The 19,961-nt window shown below is 58.1% G+C and carries 15 protein-coding genes and 1 tRNA gene; 12 read left to right on the forward strand and 4 right to left on the reverse strand.

The window, feature by feature from the left end; all coding sequences use genetic code 11:
* The first annotated feature begins 157 nt into the window (after positions 1 to 157).
* The 5 genes from AB4Z43_RS11100 to AB4Z43_RS11120 all read left to right on the forward strand — a co-directional run bounded on the left by AB4Z43_RS11100 (position 158) and on the right by AB4Z43_RS11120 (position 6,204).
* Positions 158 to 234 (forward strand) — tRNA-Arg (locus tag AB4Z43_RS11100).
* 100 nt (positions 235 to 334) lie between these two features.
* Complete coding sequence (locus AB4Z43_RS11105) at positions 335 to 1,360, forward strand: tyrosine-type recombinase/integrase (RefSeq protein WP_441937411.1); 1,026 nt, start codon at positions 335 to 337, stop codon at positions 1,358 to 1,360.
* Positions 1,357 to 1,752, forward strand: coding sequence for a hypothetical protein (locus AB4Z43_RS11110; RefSeq protein WP_441937413.1), 396 nt, complete (start codon positions 1,357 to 1,359; stop codon positions 1,750 to 1,752). The genes AB4Z43_RS11105 and AB4Z43_RS11110 overlap by 4 nt, the downstream gene beginning before the upstream one ends.
* Before the next feature lie 292 nt (positions 1,753 to 2,044).
* Positions 2,045 to 3,907, forward strand: coding sequence for a hypothetical protein (locus AB4Z43_RS11115; protein ID WP_441937415.1), 1,863 nt, complete (start codon positions 2,045 to 2,047; stop codon positions 3,905 to 3,907).
* A 656-nt stretch (positions 3,908 to 4,563) separates the two neighbouring features.
* Positions 4,564 to 6,204, forward strand: a complete 1,641-nt coding sequence (locus tag AB4Z43_RS11120) for an RNA-directed DNA polymerase (RefSeq protein ID WP_441937416.1) — start codon at positions 4,564 to 4,566, stop codon at positions 6,202 to 6,204.
* Between the two features lie 351 nt (positions 6,205 to 6,555).
* Here the strand turns inward: AB4Z43_RS11120 and AB4Z43_RS11125 are convergent, their stop codons facing one another.
* Positions 6,556 to 8,559, reverse strand: coding sequence for an ATP-binding protein (locus AB4Z43_RS11125; protein ID WP_441937418.1), 2,004 nt, complete (start codon positions 8,557 to 8,559; stop codon positions 6,556 to 6,558).
* A 344-nt stretch (positions 8,560 to 8,903) separates the two neighbouring features.
* Between AB4Z43_RS11125 and AB4Z43_RS11130 the strand changes: the two genes are divergently transcribed.
* Complete coding sequence (locus tag AB4Z43_RS11130) at positions 8,904 to 9,749, forward strand: hypothetical protein (RefSeq protein WP_441937420.1); 846 nt, start codon at positions 8,904 to 8,906, stop codon at positions 9,747 to 9,749.
* 403 nt (positions 9,750 to 10,152) lie between these two features.
* Here AB4Z43_RS11130 and AB4Z43_RS11135 read toward each other — a convergent pair whose 3' ends face one another.
* Positions 10,153 to 10,749: a hypothetical protein gene (locus tag AB4Z43_RS11135; protein ID WP_441937422.1), complete on the reverse strand. Its 597-nt coding sequence runs from the start codon at positions 10,747 to 10,749 to the stop codon at positions 10,153 to 10,155.
* A 130-nt stretch (positions 10,750 to 10,879) separates the two neighbouring features.
* On the reverse strand, positions 10,880 to 11,983 hold the full coding sequence (locus AB4Z43_RS11140) for a LacI family DNA-binding transcriptional regulator (protein ID WP_441937424.1): 1,104 nt from the start codon (positions 11,981 to 11,983) through the stop codon (positions 10,880 to 10,882).
* A 608-nt stretch (positions 11,984 to 12,591) separates the two neighbouring features.
* On the opposite strand from AB4Z43_RS11140, the gene AB4Z43_RS11145 reads away from it, so the two are divergent.
* From AB4Z43_RS11145 to AB4Z43_RS11170, 6 genes are all read left to right on the forward strand, one after another.
* Positions 12,592 to 13,554, forward strand: a complete 963-nt coding sequence (locus tag AB4Z43_RS11145) for a sugar-binding protein (protein WP_019862553.1) — start codon at positions 12,592 to 12,594, stop codon at positions 13,552 to 13,554.
* Positions 13,555 to 13,669: 115 nt separating this feature from the next.
* A complete protein-coding gene (locus AB4Z43_RS11150; protein ID WP_441937756.1) occupies positions 13,670 to 15,208 on the forward strand; it encodes a sugar ABC transporter ATP-binding protein in 1,539 nt (512 codons plus the stop codon).
* Positions 15,209 to 15,262: 54 nt separating this feature from the next.
* Positions 15,263 to 16,258 (forward strand): ABC transporter permease, encoded by a 996-nt coding sequence (locus tag AB4Z43_RS11155; protein WP_020629113.1) that lies wholly within the window; start codon positions 15,263 to 15,265, stop codon positions 16,256 to 16,258.
* 82 nt (positions 16,259 to 16,340) lie between these two features.
* On the forward strand, positions 16,341 to 17,120 hold the full coding sequence (locus AB4Z43_RS11160; protein WP_019862556.1) for an SDR family NAD(P)-dependent oxidoreductase: 780 nt from the start codon (positions 16,341 to 16,343) through the stop codon (positions 17,118 to 17,120).
* Positions 17,117 to 17,707, forward strand: a complete 591-nt coding sequence (locus tag AB4Z43_RS11165) for an SDR family oxidoreductase (protein WP_441937428.1) — start codon at positions 17,117 to 17,119, stop codon at positions 17,705 to 17,707. Before AB4Z43_RS11160 ends, AB4Z43_RS11165 begins: the two co-directional genes overlap by 4 nt.
* On the forward strand, positions 17,691 to 18,584 hold the full coding sequence (locus AB4Z43_RS11170) for an aldose 1-epimerase (RefSeq protein WP_441937430.1): 894 nt from the start codon (positions 17,691 to 17,693) through the stop codon (positions 18,582 to 18,584). Before AB4Z43_RS11165 ends, AB4Z43_RS11170 begins: the two co-directional genes overlap by 17 nt.
* 40 nt (positions 18,585 to 18,624) lie before the next feature.
* Here AB4Z43_RS11170 and AB4Z43_RS11175 read toward each other — a convergent pair whose 3' ends face one another.
* Entirely contained in the window at positions 18,625 to 19,902 is a 1,278-nt protein-coding gene (locus tag AB4Z43_RS11175; RefSeq protein ID WP_223217827.1) for a rhamnan synthesis F family protein, read from the reverse strand.
* Positions 19,903 to 19,961: the final 59 nt, after the last annotated feature.

Consider the following 19,961-nt stretch of genomic DNA (forward strand, 5'->3'; position numbering starts at 1 on the left):
AACAAGCGCACCCGTTAGAGCACTAACCCACCCCACCCCCTTCACAGGACGCCGCTCAATCGCCAATTGCCCGTTGAAGCCCGCGCCGGCTTCCGCTAAGAAGCCGTGACTTGCCGGTTCGCCGGCTGGTTCGTTTTCCGGATTGTCGATCCTGAAAGCACCCGTAGCTCAGCTGGATAGAGCGCTGCCCTCCGAAGGCAGAGGTCACAGGTTCGAATCCTGTCGGGTGCGCCAGTACAAACCCTTATACAGCAAGGGTTTCGAGCGACTGCTTCATTCCTTGAAATGCTCCTCAAAGCAACCAGTCACAATCTGGTCACAAGGAGCAGCGCCGATGGCGTCTCTACGCAAGCGAAACGACAAGTGGCAGGCACAGGTCCGCCGCACTGGGCATACCCCGATAAGCAAAACCTTCATCAACCGTGCTGACGCGCTGAGATGGATACGACAGACTGAACAGGAGCTAGACCGCTCAGCGCTGGCTTACGACCCGTCCACCTTGCAACGTACAACCGTTGCAGACCTACTACGCCGCTACGCGAGTGATGTAACACCGGCCAAGCGCGGCCATGCATCGGAAGCCACACGCATAGAGGTTTTCCTCCGGTACGACTGGGCCAACCTGACCTTAGCTCGGATCACGCCGCAGGCATTCACCCGGTACCGAGACAAGAGGCTAAGAGAGGTAGAAGCCGGAACGGTCATACGGGAACTTGGCCTATTGCGTACCGTCTTTGAGGTCGCGCGGCGTGAATGGGACATACCCTTACATGCAAATCCAGTTGCCAGCGTGCGCAAGCCCAAGGCTGCTAGCGGACGTAGCAGGCGGCTTCATGCTGATGAGTTTGCGGCGCTGTTGGCTGCTTGTGCAGATGGCCGGTCAGAATGGCTGGAACCGGGTATCAAGCTTGCGATCGAGACTGGGATGCGTCGTGGCGAGCTTCTAAACATACGCCGTGCGGACCTCGACCTAGCCAATGGCCTGCTGTCGATACCGGAAACAAAGACCGACATTCCGCGCACCATTCCCTTGTCTGAAAACGCAGTGGTCATACTGCGAATCTTGATGGACGCGGCAACTAACGACCGACTGTTTCCGGTCTCGGCAAATGCGTTCCGCCTAGCATGGGAAAGGTGCAAGCGCAGAGCCGCAAAGGACAAGCCGGGCATTATAGACCTGAGATTCCACGACCTCAGGCACGAGGCTGTAAGCCGGTTCTTTGAGCTAGGCTTGAACGTACCAGAAGTCGCAGCCATCAGCGGGCACAAGGACCCAAGAATGCTGTTCCGGTACACGCATCTCAAGCCGGAGGATATCGTTGCGAAACTTAGGAAAGCCAGCCAGCAGGTGGCGGCATGACGAACACAGCACTCGTGATGCCTGACTACGTGGCCGAGCTGGTAAAACTATGTGTGACGCAGCTTGGATTGAACCTGTCAGACGAGCACAAGGACGTCATAACCGCACCGCTTCGCTATCAGGATGGGACGGAGCTTTCTGTAGTTATTATGTGCATGGCCCAGAAAGGTTGGTTTCGCGAAAAGCCTATGGTGTCTGTTGCGATAGCGAAGTTGGATGCCAGCATGAGGGCAACCGACATCTACCTACGGGAGGTCATGCCAGTTCCCTATGGTCCAAGCGATTTGCAGTTCCTACTGGCGCTCAATACCAATATTAGGGCTATGGCCTGGACCATCGCAGCAACTGCCGGATTGGGCGAATGTTTAGAACTACTGAGATCGTCCAGGTGACGCAGCTTGTCCTTGGGAAGACCTATGTCGCTGTCCCTCATAAGTGGAAAATCGGTCCCGATCTGCGTAGCTGCTATTTTCCTCCCTATGTGGAAATCAGAAACGGGCCTGTCGGACCAGCGTAGCTCCTATACCTCCCTATAAGGAATAACCCGGGCTGATTTTTCACCTTCCCGTAAACTCCCTCACTTGTCCCTAAATTATCTTAAGAGCTAACTGCGGGACTTTCAGATTTGGGCCTGCCGGCTTGCGAGCCGGTGGGCCTTTTTGTTGTCTCAAGAGAAAGGAACAGATGCTCACATCTTTTACCAAGCAAATGAACAGCCACTGGAAACAATCCCTTGGACTAGCCGGCTCGAATGCCTTGACAGAGGGTTGGCAACAGCTCGCACAAGCCATTTGCAGTCGTAACACTGACCCAGTGCGCTGGCAGGTTGTCCAGTTGCCTACCGGATCAGGGAAGACTGAAGCCCTGAAAGTTCTGTGCTCGATGCAGGACTATATACGGCACCCAGGAGCGCTTATTGTCACAAAGTTCCGAGAGGAGGCGAACAGACTGTCGGAGGGGATTAACAAGCTTGCTGGGTGGAAGATGGCTCGGCCGTTTCACCAAGAAGCTTCGGCAACTAACGATCAGCTCGCCTTCGCTCCAGTGGTTATCACCACACATGCCGCCTATCGGCTGGCTCTAAAGGACATTGCTGATACTGGCTTGAACCACAAGGCAAATAGATTACTGAGCTACCAATGTGGCAAACGTGACTGGGTAGTGATCGACGAAGCCTTCGACTGGGCTGATAACTACAGCCTGATCGCTAGCAATCTACGGTCAATGTCCGGCGATCTTGCGAGGGCCATGCATGGTGAACTGCGAACTGCCGCCGAGCAACTATTCACTTTTTCGATCCGCCTCACGGATACAGACCTTGGTCGATCTGATCGGGTGCTGGATGCTGAGTCCTTCGACATCTTGGCACGCATTGATCTCAGCGGACTGAGGGCAGGCATTGCTGGAACCTCAGACGACGCATTCGCTGAGCACACACCAGCTACCAAACCCGAGTCGGCTTCACGCATGGAGAGATCGTCCAAGACTCAATATCTTGAGCAACTGGACCAGTTGCAAACTATCGCCCGTATTGGCCACGCATGGACGAGCAGACGCGGTGGACGGACCCAGTTGCACAGCGCCAGATCGCTCATCGGCGTAGATGGAATGCGAGGCGTCATCCTCGACGCTACGGCGGGCATAGACCCCGTTTATTCGATCATGAGGCAACGGGTTGATGTACTGGCTCGACCACCGGGAATCCGAACTTACCGGAATGTGACGCTACACGTCTCATACGGCCATAAGGTCGGCAAGGAACATCTCGCGCAACATGCAGGGAAGGAATGGTCGATCGTCTGGGGCGACCTATCAAAGCGGCTATCCGGAAAGCGGATCCTCGTATGTGCCCATAAGGATGCTCGACCTTCTATCGAACCTTACGGGCCTAAGGACGGAAGTGTCCAGTTCGATAATTGGGGCAACCTTGATGGCAGAAATGATTGGAATAGGTGCGAGGCCGCCATACTCTTCGGCCTGCCCTATCTGGACGACATTGAGCCGGCTCAGAGGTTCATTGCGCATCGAGGTCGACAGTCGGACGACTGGTTCTACGGAAGCCGCAAATACGGGGACTATGCGGATATACGGACCGCTCTGAGCGATGGCTTCATAGCCAGAAGCGTAGTCCAGGCCATAAACCGCATCCAATGCCGAAACGCAATTGATGCTGATGGCAATTGCAAGCCCACGGACATTTATATGCTCTTGCCAAGAGGGAACACAGGGACAGCGGTTGTACGAGCAATCGAACAGCAGATGCCCGGCATACGGCTAGCAAATTGGCTTTCAGGCGCAACGAGGCGGAAGGCTCGCAAAGTTCCGACAGAGATCAAACTGGTTGAGCATTTCGAGAGCGCCGATCCCGGCTACTACGCAAAATCTAAAATCGCAAACACGCTACGGATCAATCCTTCCAGCTTGGAACGGATTACCGCCAAACTTCGCGACCCATCGTCGGTGCCGGCTATGAAGCTACAGGCATGCGGGGTCCAGTACCACTTTCGCACAGGTCGCGGGAAGGAGGCGTTTTTCATCAAACAATAGGAAACTTAAATGTCACTACAGAGTGTCGGCACGTCTATCGTGCTGAGCAGAAATGAGGCCGCTGCGAGCGGCCTTTCTCGTTTTTATACGGGGCAGACCTGCAAAGAAGGTCACCACGCGGAACGCTTCGTCGGCAACCGGCAATGCGTCGCCTGCAATGCCCGACAGGCGCGGCAACGCGAGCTGCTGCGAGGGATTAGAGAACCCTCATTCAGAATGTACAGGAATACCCTCCGCCGAACCGGAATGGCCCTTAGTGGGCGCGCCAGCCCCTCCTATGCACTCGGCTGCAATCACTCCAAGCTCCGAGACCATATTGCGACACAGTTTCGGATCGGCATGTCCTGGGACAGCTACCGGCAGTGGGAGGTTGACCACATAGAGCCGCTGGCAAACGCCAGGGACTTAGACCACCTTATCCAGCTTTGCTATTACACCAACCTTCAACCGCTTTGGCGGCGGGAAAACCGAATGAAGGGCGGGGCCTAGTGCCCCGTCCACGTCCGCGCATCTGTATTCATCTATTCACGAAGCAAATTCGCAACTGAGCCCAAACTTGCAAGTTCCAAAATACCCAATGTTAGTCCGTGTTGCCAGTTGCTGTCTTATAGACATCGGGTATATGGAGGCTCTGTGGCTTCTCAGGGGACGTTGACATGGCAGATGTGAAACTAGGCGAGCCCTTCGGTATGGAGAGTGCTGCATTCGCCAAAATGGATCTCGACCTGTCGATTAAGCGTATTTTGAATGACGTGAAATCGGACTTCATATACGCACCGCATCTTAGCCTGATCTATGCACGGGCTGGCGATGCTCTCAAGGAAGCTGTCTCCGCTGACATAAAAGCTGGTCAATTCACACCTGGAATCCCTATCTCTATGGAAGTTCCGAAGTCATTCCGGATACCCGTAGAGTCCACAAAGCGCCTAGGCCCTGCATATTCCCGGCCTGGTAGCATCTTACTTCCAAAAGACCGCCTACTGTACCAAGCACTAGCCGACAGATCGACAGCCGTTATCAGAAAATCTCTCGATAAGGCCCGCTCGTTCAGCCATCAGCTGGCGGACGAGGATAGTCCCGCAATGTTTCTCTCAACCAGAAAGTGCTGGAATGACCTCCAATCCTCGCTTTCCGAGAGCGTCAAGGATAAGAGCGTCCAGTACGTTCTTAAACTTGATATTGCAAACTACTTTAGTTCGATAAACCTTCATACGTTAATTAACGTTCTGAATGATTCCGGCTTCGATAAAGCATATTCATCCCGCTTAGAGGCTCTGCTTACGAGTTTCACCGGGGAGAGGAGTTCAAGGGGAATCTTACAAGGAATATTTCCGTCAGACCTTCTCGGAAATTTCTACATGGCTCCAATCGATAGAATCCTAAAGGACATGAAATTGCATTCGGCAAGATATGTCGACGATCTGTACATTTTTGTTGACTCAGTTGAGCATGCTGATCGCATTCTACGAGATTTAATCCCGGCTTTGAGAAGCTATGACCTTTCGCTCAACGAAAGCAAGTGCAAGATCATACCAAAGAACTTGCTTCATACAATGGAACCCGATTTGGAGTCATTGTTTCAAGCAGCGGTTGATGAGATCGCGGACCAAATTGAGGACGAAGACTTCGATGCGGACTATGGGTTCCAGTCAGAATGGGAGTCGGAGGACGAGGAGGATGCAGTCGAAGACGAAAAGGAAGGCGTCGAGGAAACACCGATCGAGTTGGCTGCAACGATGTCCCTGTTCGACTCGATGGACGAGTACCCTGGACAGGAAGAGAATGTTGAAAGGTTTTGCCTACCGCTCTTTGCGAAGGCCGGATCAGATCACGCCGTAGAGCACGTCAAAGACGCATTCAAGCGGCGACCGTCGATGGCGCAAATTTATTCGTCATACCTAGCGAAGTTTCTTGACGACAAGGACCTGAGAACCTTTGTCGTTGGGTTGGCAGCCGATGAAGCCCTTGCCGACTGGCAACGCATGTGGCTCATCGCTGCCATGATGCAAGCTACGGAGCCTACTGATGACGAAGTGAAGATTGCATTAGACATTGCGAAGGACGGAACCCGGCATGACGCGTTGCGTGCTGTGGCTGCATATTATGTGGGCAGGTTTGGCGATCATGCTAGGAGGACCAGTCTGCGGACACTCTATGCGCAAGTTTCAAACTACGTTCAGGCTGCGATCTACGCATCATCTCGTTTTTGGCCAGGAGTGGAGCGTTTGAATGCAAAGGCAACATGGGCAGGCCACGGGCAACTTCATTCACTGCTGACTATCGCAATGAAGAAGTGACCGATCGGACGTTGGCCGCGCAGCTTGCACCAGTGGACCGGCAAGCTTCGCTCGGATTCAAGCAGCTTATCTTGGCAAGAAAGTAGCGCCGCTCACCATCGACTAAGCCCGTCCGTGCGAACCACCAAGGCCCCCAGAACCTGTCCATTCGGTCCTTCGCTTTACGGTGCTCCTTCCATTCAAGATGCTAGTGAGGGCGCAGGGAGCGTCGGCGCTGGCAACCGCCAGGGACGCTGCATCAACTTTCCTGAACAACCGAAAGGCTTGCTGACCTTGAGAAGAAGCTGAGCGAACGAGTTAGCTATCTCCTTGACGCCTAGCCCTTTCGCACTGTCCATGAGGGCCGGTGCATTAGCTGTCGTCATCTAGCATCTGACGTTGCCGCGCGACCTCTGCCACGGGGTCCTTTAAATAACTGACGAGATCATGAAGTATGACCGCTTCAAAGGCATGAACGCCAGAGACTGAGTGTGCAAACGAATGCGTCGTGCCATGGATTTGTCTGTGATGGGCGTTGTCGTCGTCTAAGAGGCTGGTGACGTCAAACATCTCCCTCCACTTGGTACCCATCGACCAAGAGACAGATAAACCAATATCATTGGTGTCCTTAACGCCAGACTGAAGCTCTTCAATCAATCCATCTAGGTTGTATTTGTACTCCAGAATCTTGACCACCGTCTGGTACGTCTCATCCTTCGTAAACATTTCTGCATCAATACCAAGCGGATTATTGGTGCTTTTTATGTATTTATCAAACGGTGGGTCCATCTTTACGCGGTATAGACCGTCGTACTGGTTGTATTGGCTACTGGCTATCAGCTGCACACCTCTCACCAGGCCAGATGAAAGCATCTGATTGAAGACGGCCACTACATCTTGCTCTACGAGCGGCTCCGATCTTATAGGAAGCTCTTCCGTTGGCATAAACAGGCCAGCGCCTTTGATGATAAGAGCGTGGTCGGTTTCGTGCTGAACCTGTTGCTTAATCCATTGATCCACCTTCAACTCATCACTGAAAATCTTGGCGACACCTGGCTTCCGGAGTAAGTGATAGCGGCGACGAAATGCAGTTACCGCAGATACCGCGATCTTCTCGGCAAGAGTTACATACTCGGGCTGGAAGCCCTTACGGCCAAGGTCAGGTTCCGCATTGTCGAAGTGGATGATAACATGCGCCAGATTTTGAAAACCTATGTTATTCGTCATCGGAATCGTAAGGGTACTACCCTGTGGCATACCTCTCGTCGCAAGCTGCAGGCCGCCGTGAAGTACTCGTGCACCCTTCCTCAGTTTTAATATTGAATCGTTTACCGTATCCCATAACTCTGTAGAAAAGGCGAGGTATACGTATGCAGAAATACCTGCGTCATTTGCAAGCGCCCGCTCTGCAGTATCAAGGCGCATCTGAATGGGGCTTGTTTTGCCGTTTTGACGAAGTAGTTCGTCTGTTCCCCACTGCCCCCACAACCCATTTAACTTTAAGAACTTTGGGGGTATCTTCGTTGCGTCAGCTCCGCTTACGAGCTTTTTCTCGACATAGGCGTTGTACTCTCGTATATCGCCGCTGCGCGCTATCAGGTTATGAGGATATAGGTATTGTGGCGTGGTTGGCCCGGCAGTTGTCGTCACTCCCTGCGCGTCGGTCACCCTCACTTCGACCTGTGTTGTTGGAGCTTCGGTCCCCTTGAGGTAGATGCCTCCTACTGGGGTCAAAATGCGTAGCAAAGCTAACCACTGTTCGGCGGTGGTGGCTTGATACCAAGCTAGGTTCGATGGTCGTATCTTCTCGCCTACCAACCTCACGCAGATGGAGGTGCCGTCTTGTGTTAGCTGGAATGGTCCATCTGGCTCGGGGTGAGCTACAATTTTTGGTCTGCTGACGGTGCCCGTATTGTCGTCAACCCAGTGTCGCCCATTTTCGATGATGCCGGAGTAGGACTGGCCGGCCTGTTTGGAACTCACGTGCAGGGAGTTAAATCCGTATCCCAAATATGTAGCGCCGACACCCTTGCTTCCGCGTGTGGCCGCTCCCGCTTTGAATGAGAAGTTGGGTCGGAGAAATTGACGCATCTGATCGATGCTCATTCCAATGCCATTGTCGGTGACACGCACCGTGTGTTGTTTCAGGTCAATTTCAACCCACACTTTACCCTGGAAGTCTGTACTTGTGTTGCTTGCTTTCCGCTCTACCGCATCAAGGGCATTTTGCAACAACTCGGAAAAGAGGTCGTAGTAGCCAGTATAGCTCCTAAGGATGTTCGCAATTTCGCGTTTCTGAGCACTTATTAAGATGCCGGGGTCTGCTCCAGCATCGGCATCAAGCGGGTCCCATGCCTCGAACGTAGACGCAGTCATAAGCCTTCCCCCCAGTCGAAACGGCGATGTTGCAAGGAGTTGTGTGTAGGGCAATCCGATATGGTTGGCAAAGGGCTATGCGACAGTCTCAAAATCAAAAGAATTTTTTTTGCGCAGGCCGCTGCCTGGCCCCACAAGGTCGGCAATTCTGGCCTGTAGGAGCACTCATCTGCTTGGCGCATTCCGTGGCAACAAACCATCAGCCCAATTCAAGAGCACAATCACCAGGAAGCGCCGATTGAGTTGGTGCGCATCGGCGCTAAATGTCCGGGGCTTTACTTCGCCTGCGTGTCGGCCAAAAGTGACAGTGGGTTCTTTGGAATGGGTCGGGGTGGCTGGCTGAGATGAGCGCAATTCTAGGCTTCTTCAACCAAGGCTGGGTCGGGGTTCTTGTAGGCGCCATCGGCATTGCGGTTGCGATCTACACCATCTTCCGACGCACGAAAGGACGTCTTCTATATCAGCAAACTAGCATCCGCTTGCTCGACGCTGGTCGAAGCTCTCTCCTGAACAATGTATCGGTGTTGTACGCGGACAAGAAAGTCCCTCGCGTTTCACTGACGCACGTTGCGATCTGGAATAGCGGTAGATCTGCAGTTCGGTCAACGGATGTATCCGAACATGGGCCAATCAAGATCGAATTGAATGGTGATGGAGAGATTCTGGAAGCGACTGTAGCCGCATCAAGTATGCCAGAAAATGACCCAACTCTAACTATCAGTGATGATGCTAAGTCGTTCTCATTGAATTTTTCATTTCTAAACCCTGGTCAAGGCGTTATCATCCGCGCCATACATACCGCAGACAAGGGAAGTGCCTTGATTAGCGGTACGCTAATTGACTTACCTGTAATTGGCAATGCCGGGCAACTGGGGATGTTTTCATCGCGCGGCCCTGACGCCAACAAGGCGATGGTAATTAGCAAGGGCAAAAACATCGTTGGGGCGTATCTACTCGTCACAGGTGTGATATTTATTGTACTTGCCACCTTCTTTAAAGAAGATATGGCAGCAATGGACCAGAAGATGTCTGCGCTCTCGCAGGCCTACGGGTGGCTGATGGGCATCGCCATGGGCATACCCATGATCCTGGGCTCGCTCCTACTACTTACTTCTCGACGCGCGCCTCCCAATGCGCTTATCGCCAAATTGTCGAGTTCTGCGGAAGCTCCTGGAAGCAAAGCGACATAGGGAACTGTCAACCTCAAAATCCTATCGCTTCAGCCTTTGCCTGTGAGTGTGCCTGTCCAAACCAATCTGGACGCGGCCCAGGGAAACGACGAATTTTTTCGTACGGGTATCAATAAATGACCAAGTCAGTTGTCCCCCCGTGCCCTCGTTCTTCGAGAGTCTGTGGGTCACAACGTGGTCACAGCTGTCACAGATTTGGGACGGGACGTGCTTGACGAGGTATAGGGGGTGGGGTTACGTCTTGTCCGTCAACCGGTTGTAGCGAAAGAGTTATTCCGGGATGCAAGCAGCTCTCTACTGAGACGCAACCGCTGCCTAGCTGCCCTCCGAAGGCAGAGGTCACAGGTTCGAATCCTGTCGGGTGCGCCAGACCTTGCACCAGCGCTACAGTCCGCAGACTCCCTTACGACGAAGGCACCCTCGGCTCCTCCACCAGGTAAAACCGATCCTTCGGCGAAAAGTCCGTCACCAGGAACGAGAACGACGCACTCTCCTGCGGGTCGACCTTGCCCTTGCTGAACAGCAACCGGTCATAGGGTTCGAAGTCGCGTTTGAATTCGGCGAAGCTGTCGGACTTGATCATGTTGTCCACGCGCTGCGCCTGGTCGAAGGACAGCCCGTCGCCATAATCGCTCGGCGCGTTCAGGATCGCCTGCAGCTCGAATCCGAATTCGATCCAGGCCTCGCCGCTGTTGTTGCGGGTGACGATTTTTAGCGGCAAGAAGCCGGTCGAGTAGTTGCCCGTCGATCCGAAGGGCTGGATCGGCCGCGCGGCGCGTATGGTCAGCGTCACCGGGTCGGCGGTGTCCAGTTCCTCGGTGACCACGATCGGGTCGGCGCGGGTCCCGGCGCCCGTGGCCGAAAGGATCCGGAAGCCGCCGCGTTCGTCGGAGAAGGAGTAGGCGCCCGCCTCGACGATCCCGTCGGCCATGGCGCGCGGGCAGCTCGCGGCCAGCAGAGCCGCGAATACCTGCACACAGCGCAAGCCCGGACGCGTCATGGCCCGAGTATGATCGACAATTGCCCGGCCGCATACTGCCCGGCCACATGCCGGAGTGACTATTGCCCCTGGTAGACTATCAAAAGAATGCCGGCCGCTCCGCGCAACGGCATGGCTAGGCCGCCTTGCCTCAGCCTCCCGCCACCGCCCGCACACTCTCCCGCTCCACCAGCGGGCACTCCAGCTTGGTGATCGGATAGCGCCCCTGTCCGGGCGCCGTCGGTGATTCCAGCTGTTCGATCGCCCATTGGCCCATCGCCATGTGCGGCAGGATCGAGGTGGTCAGCGGCGGGAACAAATGCCGGGCGATTTCCTCGTCGTCGTAGCCGACCACCGAAATGTCCTGCGGAATGTGCAGGCCGGCTTCCTTCAGCGCCTCGTAGCAGCCGATCGCGGTGCGGTCGTTCTGGCAGAAGATGGCGGTCGGGCGGTCTTTGAGCGCGAGCAGCTTGACGGTCGCGGCGTAGCCCGCACTGGCCGACCAGTCGCCCTCGACCACCAGCTCCGGGTCGAAGGGAATGTCGGCGGTGGCGAGCGCGCGGCGGTAGCCTTTCAGCCGGTCCTGCGCCGCCTGCATCCAGGGCTCGCCGGTGATGGTGGCGATGCGGCGGTGGCCGTGGCTGATCAGGTGCCTTGTCGAGTTCTGGCCGCCGGCGATCTCGGAGGGCACCACGGCGGGGAAGGCATAGTCGGCCGTATAGCAATTGAGCAGGATCACCGGAATGTCGAGGCTGTAGAGGAAGTCGGGCGCGGTGATCTCGCGGGTGAAGATGGTCATGTAGATCAGCGCCGAAATGCCCCGCCTTGTCAGCGCCTGGATGGCGCGCGGCTCCATCACGGCGTCGCCCATGGTCTGCGCCACCAGCAGCACGTTGCCGGCATTCCACGAAGCCTGGCGCGCGCCTTCGATCGCCACCACCGCCTCCGGGCTGGTCGCCAGCTGGTCGACGGCAAAGCCGATCACCCCGTCCAGCCCGTCGAAGGTGGCAACCGGCTTGCGCAGCGCCGAGAAGGCGGGTGCGCTGTAACCCAGCGCCCGTGCGGCGTCGATCACCCGCTCGCGGGTGTGCTGCGACAGCTTGATCCCTGGCGAATTGTTGAGCACGAAGGAAACCGTCGCCTGCGAGCAGCCGGCGGCCCGGGCGATGTCGGTCATGGTGACCCGCCCCTTGGGCTTGGCCGGCGCCTTGCGGCGCTTGACCGTCTCGATGGCCGAATCCCTGGTCTCGCTCATGGCGTTCGTGTCCCCAATCACGGCCTGTCTAGCGGCCGCCTGCCGGTCCGACAAGATGGCTCGGCGGTGCCGGTTTATAGAAACCGCCGCTTCGTTTATATCTATTAGCGGCCGTGTGGTCCATCGATCATCAGGCTCCTTATGCGCAGGGACAGTAATGACTGCCCGGCTTCTTGCGTCGTGCGGCCAGGGCATGGGTTCGTCGGTGCACCGTTCGCGGTGGCGCCACGCTGTGCCCGAATATCGGCTGAAAACTAATAGTGTTTACTAATACAAAAATGCGCTGTAACGTCAATCCGTCGCGCCCGGCCTTGTTGGGTCCGGAGCGGCGGGAAAGCGAACGTCAATGGTCCGATGGCTTGCGGAGATTTGCCTCCGCGAGCCTTGTCTCGGATATGTGATATGTCAGACAAATCGGACTATTTACGAACGAAGGATGAGTCTCTAAAGTCTGCAACCGTGGCTGGAACGAGGCCATTCTTGTGAGTGCCGGGAAACCCTGAGGAGGAGGGGGTATCCAAGCCGCAAACGGCAAATTCAGGTGAGCACGCAATTCTAGTGAGCAAGACGGTCCAGCCCGACGGCTGAACCAAAAAGGGAGGTTGAACATGAAGTCCTTGATACGCAATGCATCCGTGGCCGCCGCGGCCCTGGTTGTCGGCCTGACGGCGACGGCCATCGCGCGCGCCGACGACAAGCCGACACTGGCTTTCGTCGTCAACGGCGCTTCCGATTTCTGGAAAGCGGCCGAAGCCGGCGTCAAGAAGGCGCAGGGCGAGCTACCCGACTATAATCTCGAACTCAAATATCCCGAACAATCCTCGGTCGCCATCCAGCAGCGGCTGATGGACGATCTGGTGACGGCCGGCGTCAAGGGCATCATGGTCTCGGCCGTCGATCCCAAGACCTCGACCGACGGCCTGAACAAGATCGCGTCTGAAACCGCGCTGTTCACCACCGACAGTGATGCGCCGCAGACCAAGCGTGTCGCCTATATCGGCTCGTCCAACGTCGATGCCGGCAAGCAGGCGGCCGAAATCGCCAAGAAGGCGATGCCCAATGGCGGCAAGTGCCTCGGCTTCGTCGGCCTGCTCGGCGCCGACAATGCCAAGGAGCGCATCCAGGGCATGAAGGATGGCCTCGCCGGCACCAAGATCGAGCTCGTCGACGTGCGCGGCGACGATATCGACCAGGCGCGTGCCAAGAAGAATGTCGAGGACGCGCTGGTCGCCAGCCCCGACGTCACCTGCATGGTCGGCTTCTATTCCTACAACACGCCGCGCATCTATGAAGCGCTGCGCGATGCCGGCAAGCTCGGCCAGATCACCGTCGTCGGCTTCGATGACGATCCGATCACGCTGGGCGGCGTCAAGGAAGGCACCGTTGCCGCCACCGTCGTGCAGCAGCCCTTCGAATGGGCCTATCAGGGCATGAAGCTGATGGCTGCCTATCTCAAGGGCGACAAGTCGGGCATCCCGGCCGGCAACCTCATCATCATCCCCACCAAGATCATCGGCAAGGATGATGTCGACGCCTACGCCGCCAATTTGAAGGCGATGGCCGGAAAGTAAGACCACAGGCAGTTCAGCCGGCTCAACTTCGCTTGAGCCGGCTGCGCGCATTGACGAACCCTTCGAGGATCGTCAGTCTGCCGGAAGGCCGGCCCGCTAACTGCTGTCAGGCATGATGAACTATTCCGATACATCCATCGCAGCGACCACGCCGTTCCTCAGCCTCGAGAGCGTGCGCAAGACCTATCCGGGCGTCGTCGCGTTGGATGGCTTCTCCATGGAGGTCAGGCCGGGCGAGGTCATCGGCCTGGTCGGCGAGAACGGCGCCGGCAAGTCGACCCTGATGAAGATCCTCGGCGGCGTCACCACGCCGGACACCGGCACGATCACGGTCGACGGCACCGCCCATAAGGGGCTGAGTGTCGAAGGTAGCCTGGGTTCGGGCATCGCCTTCGTCCACCAGGAACTCAATCTGTTCGAAAACCTCGACGTCGCCGCCAACATTTTCTTCGGCCGCGAGCCGCTGCGCGCCGGGCCGCTGAAACTCGTCGACCGCTCGAAGCTGCGCGAGATGGTGGCGCCGCTCTTGAAGCGCGTCGGCGCCAATTTCTCCGCCGATGCGCAGGTCGCCGACCTGTCGCTGGCGCAGCAGCAGATGGTCGAGATCGCCAAGGCGCTGTCGATCAAGGCAAGGCTGGTCATCCTCGACGAGCCGACATCCAGCCTGCCGCTCGCCGAGACCGACAAATTGCTCGACGTCATCAAGGCGCTGAAGGCCGACGGCATCAGCGTCATCTTCATTTCGCACCGCCTGCACGAGGTCGAGCGGGTCGCCGACCGCGTCGTCGTGCTGCGCGACGGCATGCTGGCCGGCACGCTGGGCAAGCGCGACATCAACCACGACCAGATGGTCAAGCTGATGATCGGCCGCATGCTGAAGGAGCGCGAGAAGGCCTCCGAGGCCGCGCGTGCGCCTGGCGCCGTGGCACTCGCGGCCAAGGCCATCCGCACCCCCACCTATCCCAGCCGACCCGTCGACCTCGATGTCCGGCGTGGCGAGATCCTCGGCCTTGCCGGCCTGGTCGGCTCCGGCCGCACTGAGCTCGCCCGCGTCTTCTTCGGCATCGACGGCAGCCTTGGCGGCACGCTCGAGCTCGACGGCAAGACGCTTGTGCTGGGTTCGGCGGCCGACGCCGTCGCGCACGGCATTTTCCTGGTGCCGGAAGACCGCAAGCTGACCGGCATCCTGCTCGACCTGTCGATCGCCCAGAATATTTCGCTGCCCAATCTGCCGGCGCATGCCAGGCGTTCGCTGGTGTCGGCAAGTGCGGAGACCGCCACTGCCGAGAAGCAGAAAAAAAATCTCGGCATCAAGGCGCCTTCGGTGCAGACGCGCACCGGCACGCTGTCGGGCGGCAACCAGCAGAAAGTCGTGCTCGGCAAGTGGCTGGCCATGAACCCGAAGGTGATGATCCTCGACGAGCCGACGCGCGGCATCGACATCGGCGCCAAGGCGGAAATCTACGGGCTGATGCGCGCCCTGGCCGATGCAGGCGTCGCCGTGCTGATGATCTCCAGCGACATGGAGGAGGTGATCGGCGTGTCCGACCGCATCGCCGTCATGCATGAGGGCCAGATCTCGGGCATTCTCGACAAGGACCAGTTCAGCCAGGAAAACGTGCTGCTGCTGGCGGTGGGCAAGCAGCCGAAATAGTTTTTGCGCTGCGAGACCGCGCAACCTGCCCAGGCAGGAATTGGGGAGACGACGATGAGCAAGAAAGATCTCGGCCTGCTGATCCTGATCCTGGTGGTCGGCGCGATCGTGGCCATCATCAATCCGCGCTTCCTCTTGCCGATCAACCTTGCCAACACCTCGAACCTGATCGGCCTGTTCGGCATCCTGTCGATCGGCCAGGCCTTCGTCATCATCACCGGCGGCATCGAACTGTCGGTCGGATCGGTGGTGGCGCTGCTGGGAACGCTGTTCATCGATTTCATCGCCGTGCGCGAGCTGGACTGGCCGCTGGCCTTCGTGCTGATCATCGCGCTTGGCGCCATCATCGGCCTGGTGCATGGCTGGCTTATCACCAGGCTGAAGCTGCAGCCCTTCGTCGTCACCTTATGCGGCCTCTTGATCTATCGCGGCGTCGCCCGCTTCTACACCGCCGACGGCACCGCCGGCTTCGCCTTCGGCCAGAATTTTCCCGAGCTCGAATTCCTGACAGCCGGACGTTCCTATGGCGTGCCCAACAGCTTCATCGCGCTGATCGTCATCGCCATCGTCATGTGGGTGGTGCTGCACCGTTCGGTGTTCGGCCGCTATCTCTATGCCATCGGCAAGAATGAGGAGGCGGCGAAGTATTCCGGCATCCGCACCGGCCGCATCGTCATGGCGGCTTACGTCATCTGCGGCGTGCTGACGGCGCTGTCGGCGATCTATTTCGCCATGTACACGCGCTCGATCTCGCCGGCCAGCCATGGCCAGTTCTATGAACTCTACGCCATCGCCGCCGCCGTGCTCGGCGGCTTCTCGCTGCGTGGCGGCGAGGGCTCGCTGATCGGCGTCATCCTCGGCACCGTGCTGCTGCAGGAGCTGCAGAATCTCGTCAATCTGCTCGGCATCCCGTCCTCGCTCAACTTCGCGGTGATGGGCGGCGTCATCCTCATCGGCGTGCTCGTCGACCAGCAATGGGGTGTGTTCCGCGCACGGCGGCTGATGGTCGATGCCGCCCGCAAGAACGTTGCCGGCGCGCCGGCGGAATAATCGCGGGGCGACGCTGCCGCTTGCCCGGCTCTTGTAGATATTATAATAGCATACCCGGTATTGCTCGGGGGGTGTGCGGGACATGCGCTGCGATTTGCGAGGCAAGGTGGCGCTGGTCACGGGAGCGGCTGGCGCCATCGGCAGTTCCATCGCCAGGCGCCTGTCCGACAATGGTGCCGCGGTCGTCGTCGCCGACATCAACGGCGAGGGCGCAAGCCAGGTCGCGGCCGACTTGACCGATGCCATGGCCTGCGCCACCGACATCCGTGATGCCGCATCGGTCGGCAGCGCGATAGCCGCGATCATGCAGCGTTACGGCCGCCTCGACATCCTCATCAACAATGCCGGCGTCAATACGCTGGCGCATCGTGTCACAATTGACGAATTCCCGGCCGAGGAATGGGACCGCATCACCGGCATCGATCTCGACGGCCTCTACATTATGAGCCGGGCGGCACTCGGTCCCATGCTCGCCGCCGGCAGGGGCGGGCGCATCGTCAACATCGCCTCGGTCGTCGGCCTTGCCGCCATGCGCCTGCAGAGCCCGTTCGTCGCCGCCAAGGCCGGCATCATCCATCTGACGCGGTCTATGGCGATCGAACTCGGCGCCAAAGGCATCCTGACCAACGCGGTCGCCCCGGGTTCGGTGATGACGGCGCTGACCGCCAAGCTGTTCTACGGGGATGACGGCAAGTTCGCCGGCCGCACGCAGGAATTCCTGGCCCATGTACCGCTCGGCCGCCCGGCCGAGCCGCGGGAGATCGCCGAGGCGGTGCTGTTCCTGGCCTCGCCGGCCGCCAGCTACGTCAACGGCCAGGTGCTGGCCGTCGATGGCGGCTGGACGGCGGGATACATGATGTGAGTGGCGCGATGGAAATCGATCTCAACGGCGCCGCGGTGGCCCTCGATGGCGAGACCAACCCGATCGTCGACGCCGTGCTTGCCGCACTGCGTGCCAATGGCGGCACGGTTCTCGAAGCAGGGGGTGCCGCCGACATCCTGCTGATGTCCAACCCGCTGCGCCCGGGAACGACGATGCAGGATCCACGCTGCCAGTATGCCGATGCGCGCAGGGCGGCCGTGGCCATGGCCGAGCGCGGCGGCGGGCGCATCGTCTTCCTGATCTCGGCCACCGCCGGCATGCCGATGCGCCGTCATCCGCGCTTTTCCATGGAGAACGCGGCGATTCTAGCCGGCATGCGTGCCTTGGCCATGGAGTTCGGGCCGAAGGTGTTGGTGAATGCCGTCGGCTTCGGCGCGGTCGAGGACGAAACCATGGTCTCGGGCGACAAGGCGATGCTCAGCCACACGCCGGTCGGCCGCGCCGGCTGCATCGAGGAAGCGGTCGCGGCCGTGCTGTTCTTCTGCGATCCGCTCAACACTTACACGACGGGCCAGATGCTGGGCGTCGACGGTGGCTGGACGGCAGGCTATGGCCGCAATTTCTGAATTGCTGAGCATCGGATCGGGAGCGCTCGAAGTCGCGCTGGTACCGCAAATCGGCGGCTCCGTGAGTTCGCTGCGCTGGCGCGGCATCGATCTCATGCGCCGGCTCTCGGAAGATGATCGCAGATCCGGCAACGTGCTTGGCGTCGCCATGTTTCCGATGACGCCCTATGCCAACCGCATCGCCGGAAACGCCTTCGACTTCCGCGCAAGACGCTGGCAGGTCCTGCCCAACAATCCGCCCGAGAAATTCAACGTCCATGGCAGCGGTTGGCAGCACGCCTGGGATGTCACCGGGGCAGGTGCCGCCAACGCCACCCTGTCGCTGGACATCGCCGCCGGAGCCGAGCCCTATTCCTACCGCGCGACCCAGGCTTTCGCGGTTTCGGATGAGGGGCTGAGCGTGACCATGACCCTGACTAACACCGGTCCGGTCGCCATGCCGTTCGGTTTTGGACTGCATCCCTGGTTCGATCGCGATCCGGACGTGACGGTGCAGTTCGACGCCAGGCGTTTCTATCTCGAAGAGCCCGACGGCATTTCAGGCGATGCCGTCACCTTGCCGCCCGAACTCGACTTTGCCGAAGGCAGACCCCTCCCGAGTGGTTGGCGCAACAATGACTATGGCGGCTGGGGCGGTGAAGCGACGCTGCGCTTGCCGGCTCGCGGCGCGGGACTGCGTATGAAGGCCGACCCGATTTTCAAGCATCTGATGTTTTACGCCGATCCGGCCAAACCATGTTTCTGCGTCGAGCCGCAGACCAACGCCTCCGGCGCCTTCAACCGCGGCCGATGGGATGATGCGGACGAGGGCGTGATCGTCCTCGCCCAGGGCGAAAGTGCTGCCGGCACCGTCTGGTTCACGCCCTTTTCGCTTTAGGTCGGGGCAAAAGACGGGTGCGCCTGACGACGATGATCGTCTAAATAAGCCCATTCCTGAGCTTGAAGCGGCGCATGCCACGCACATTGACGGCCCGCCCACGGTTCAACAACTCGCGCATGATCGGCTCCCGCCGTGGCGGCGTCAGATGTTCGAGGATACGAGCACAGTCATGTTCAAGCAAAATCCCCCGAATAAGTAGGTCGCGCTTCACCAAAGGACTATCCATCACCCGATGAAAGAGCCCGAAGCCGAAGTGTATTTGGCTGCCATTGATGATGGTCCCAATCATATGATTGACCAGGGTCTCTTGTTTAATCTGAATGGCCACGGATGCATTTTTCTCGGCTTCCGCAAGCCGGGCCTTTGTTTCGGCCGAAAACCTGCCAAACTCCGATATTGTAGGCGTTCGCGATTCCTGTTCGAGAATGGCGGAGTCCTTTCCGCGTTTTTCTCCACGCCTTTTTGATTTGGGATTGCCCGCCAGCATTTGTCCGGTTCTTTGAGCGCCTTTCAGAAGCGGGCCAAGATCGTAACCGCGAAGCGCGCCATAAGGGACGTAACGAAGTGTTGCTACCAGCTCGGAGATCGACATCTTGTCGAGCCGAAGCGCGAGCTTGTCGGCGGAATAGATAACATCAACCCGGTAGCCACAACGCTCCAGGCATTGCGAAAAGCCGAGTTCTCCCTTCCGTATCGCGTGGGGGCGAATGTCGTAGGGCCTGTACTCTCGCCAAAATCGCCGAATCTGTGCATCGGCGAATACTTTGCCGGCTACACTAAATGCGTAGCTGCCCATATGATGGGCAAACTCATGGTTCTCGTAGGTGCCAACGGCGTCATAGTCGCTCTGAAGCAGAGCTTTGATCATTGAGTCCAAGCCAGGTCCGGCAATGTAAATGACACTATCGTTCAGATAAATCATACGTTCGGGTCGGAGTTCCTCCGACGCCAGATGCAAGGTCGCGGCACGGTAGGCTCCGAAGTCACGGCCAATGTTGTTACGCACAAGGATGCGGTGCGCAAATGCCCTTAAGGTCACGAGTTCATCCGGACGAAGATCGCCATTGCAGACAACAATGGCGTTGACATGTTGGCGACGAAGCGTCGCCAGGAGGTCGAGAAAGTCGCTCGTAATCCCAATGAGGTGATATTTGACGACGATCGCATAACAATTGCCAATTGCCGGCGTCACGGTCTCATCGGAAACAAATCGCGGCTCGCGTTCGGCCAGAATGCCTGGGAACTGAATTATCTTGGCGGCCAGAACATACGCTCCTGCGGCCGCCCAGTTCGCAATTTGCCCGATCTTTTTCATGGCCGCGCGCCCCCCGGCCCCGACAGATAACACTTCAGTCGACGCTGTGAAATGGTCTA

The organism is Mesorhizobium sp. 2RAF45 (assembly GCF_052115225.1).
GTDB lineage: Bacteria > Pseudomonadota > Alphaproteobacteria > Rhizobiales > Rhizobiaceae > Mesorhizobium > Mesorhizobium jarvisii.

Excerpts from the sequence above, each read along its gene's own strand:
- AB4Z43_RS11105 (WP_441937411.1), top strand. The coding sequence starts at position 335 with ATGGCGTCTCTACGCAAGCGAAACGACAAGTGGCAGGCACAGGTCCGC.
- AB4Z43_RS11110 (WP_441937413.1), top strand. The coding sequence starts at position 1,357 with ATGACGAACACAGCACTCGTGATGCCTGACTACGTGGCCGAGCTGGTA.
- AB4Z43_RS11115 (WP_441937415.1), top strand. The coding sequence starts at position 2,045 with ATGCTCACATCTTTTACCAAGCAAATGAACAGCCACTGGAAACAATCC.
- AB4Z43_RS11120 (WP_441937416.1), top strand. The coding sequence starts at position 4,564 with ATGGCAGATGTGAAACTAGGCGAGCCCTTCGGTATGGAGAGTGCTGCA.
- AB4Z43_RS11125 (WP_441937418.1), bottom strand. The coding sequence starts at position 8,559 with ATGACTGCGTCTACGTTCGAGGCATGGGACCCGCTTGATGCCGATGCT.
- AB4Z43_RS11130 (WP_441937420.1), top strand. The coding sequence starts at position 8,904 with ATGAGCGCAATTCTAGGCTTCTTCAACCAAGGCTGGGTCGGGGTTCTT.
- AB4Z43_RS11135 (WP_441937422.1), bottom strand. The coding sequence starts at position 10,749 with ATGACGCGTCCGGGCTTGCGCTGTGTGCAGGTATTCGCGGCTCTGCTG.
- AB4Z43_RS11140 (WP_441937424.1), bottom strand. The coding sequence starts at position 11,983 with ATGAGCGAGACCAGGGATTCGGCCATCGAGACGGTCAAGCGCCGCAAG.
- AB4Z43_RS11145 (WP_019862553.1), top strand. The coding sequence starts at position 12,592 with ATGAAGTCCTTGATACGCAATGCATCCGTGGCCGCCGCGGCCCTGGTT.
- AB4Z43_RS11150 (WP_441937756.1), top strand. The coding sequence starts at position 13,670 with ATGAACTATTCCGATACATCCATCGCAGCGACCACGCCGTTCCTCAGC.
- AB4Z43_RS11155 (WP_020629113.1), top strand. The coding sequence starts at position 15,263 with ATGAGCAAGAAAGATCTCGGCCTGCTGATCCTGATCCTGGTGGTCGGC.
- AB4Z43_RS11160 (WP_019862556.1), top strand. The coding sequence starts at position 16,341 with ATGCGCTGCGATTTGCGAGGCAAGGTGGCGCTGGTCACGGGAGCGGCT.
- AB4Z43_RS11170 (WP_441937430.1), top strand. The coding sequence starts at position 17,691 with ATGGCCGCAATTTCTGAATTGCTGAGCATCGGATCGGGAGCGCTCGAA.
- AB4Z43_RS11175 (WP_223217827.1), bottom strand. The coding sequence starts at position 19,902 with ATGAAAAAGATCGGGCAAATTGCGAACTGGGCGGCCGCAGGAGCGTAT.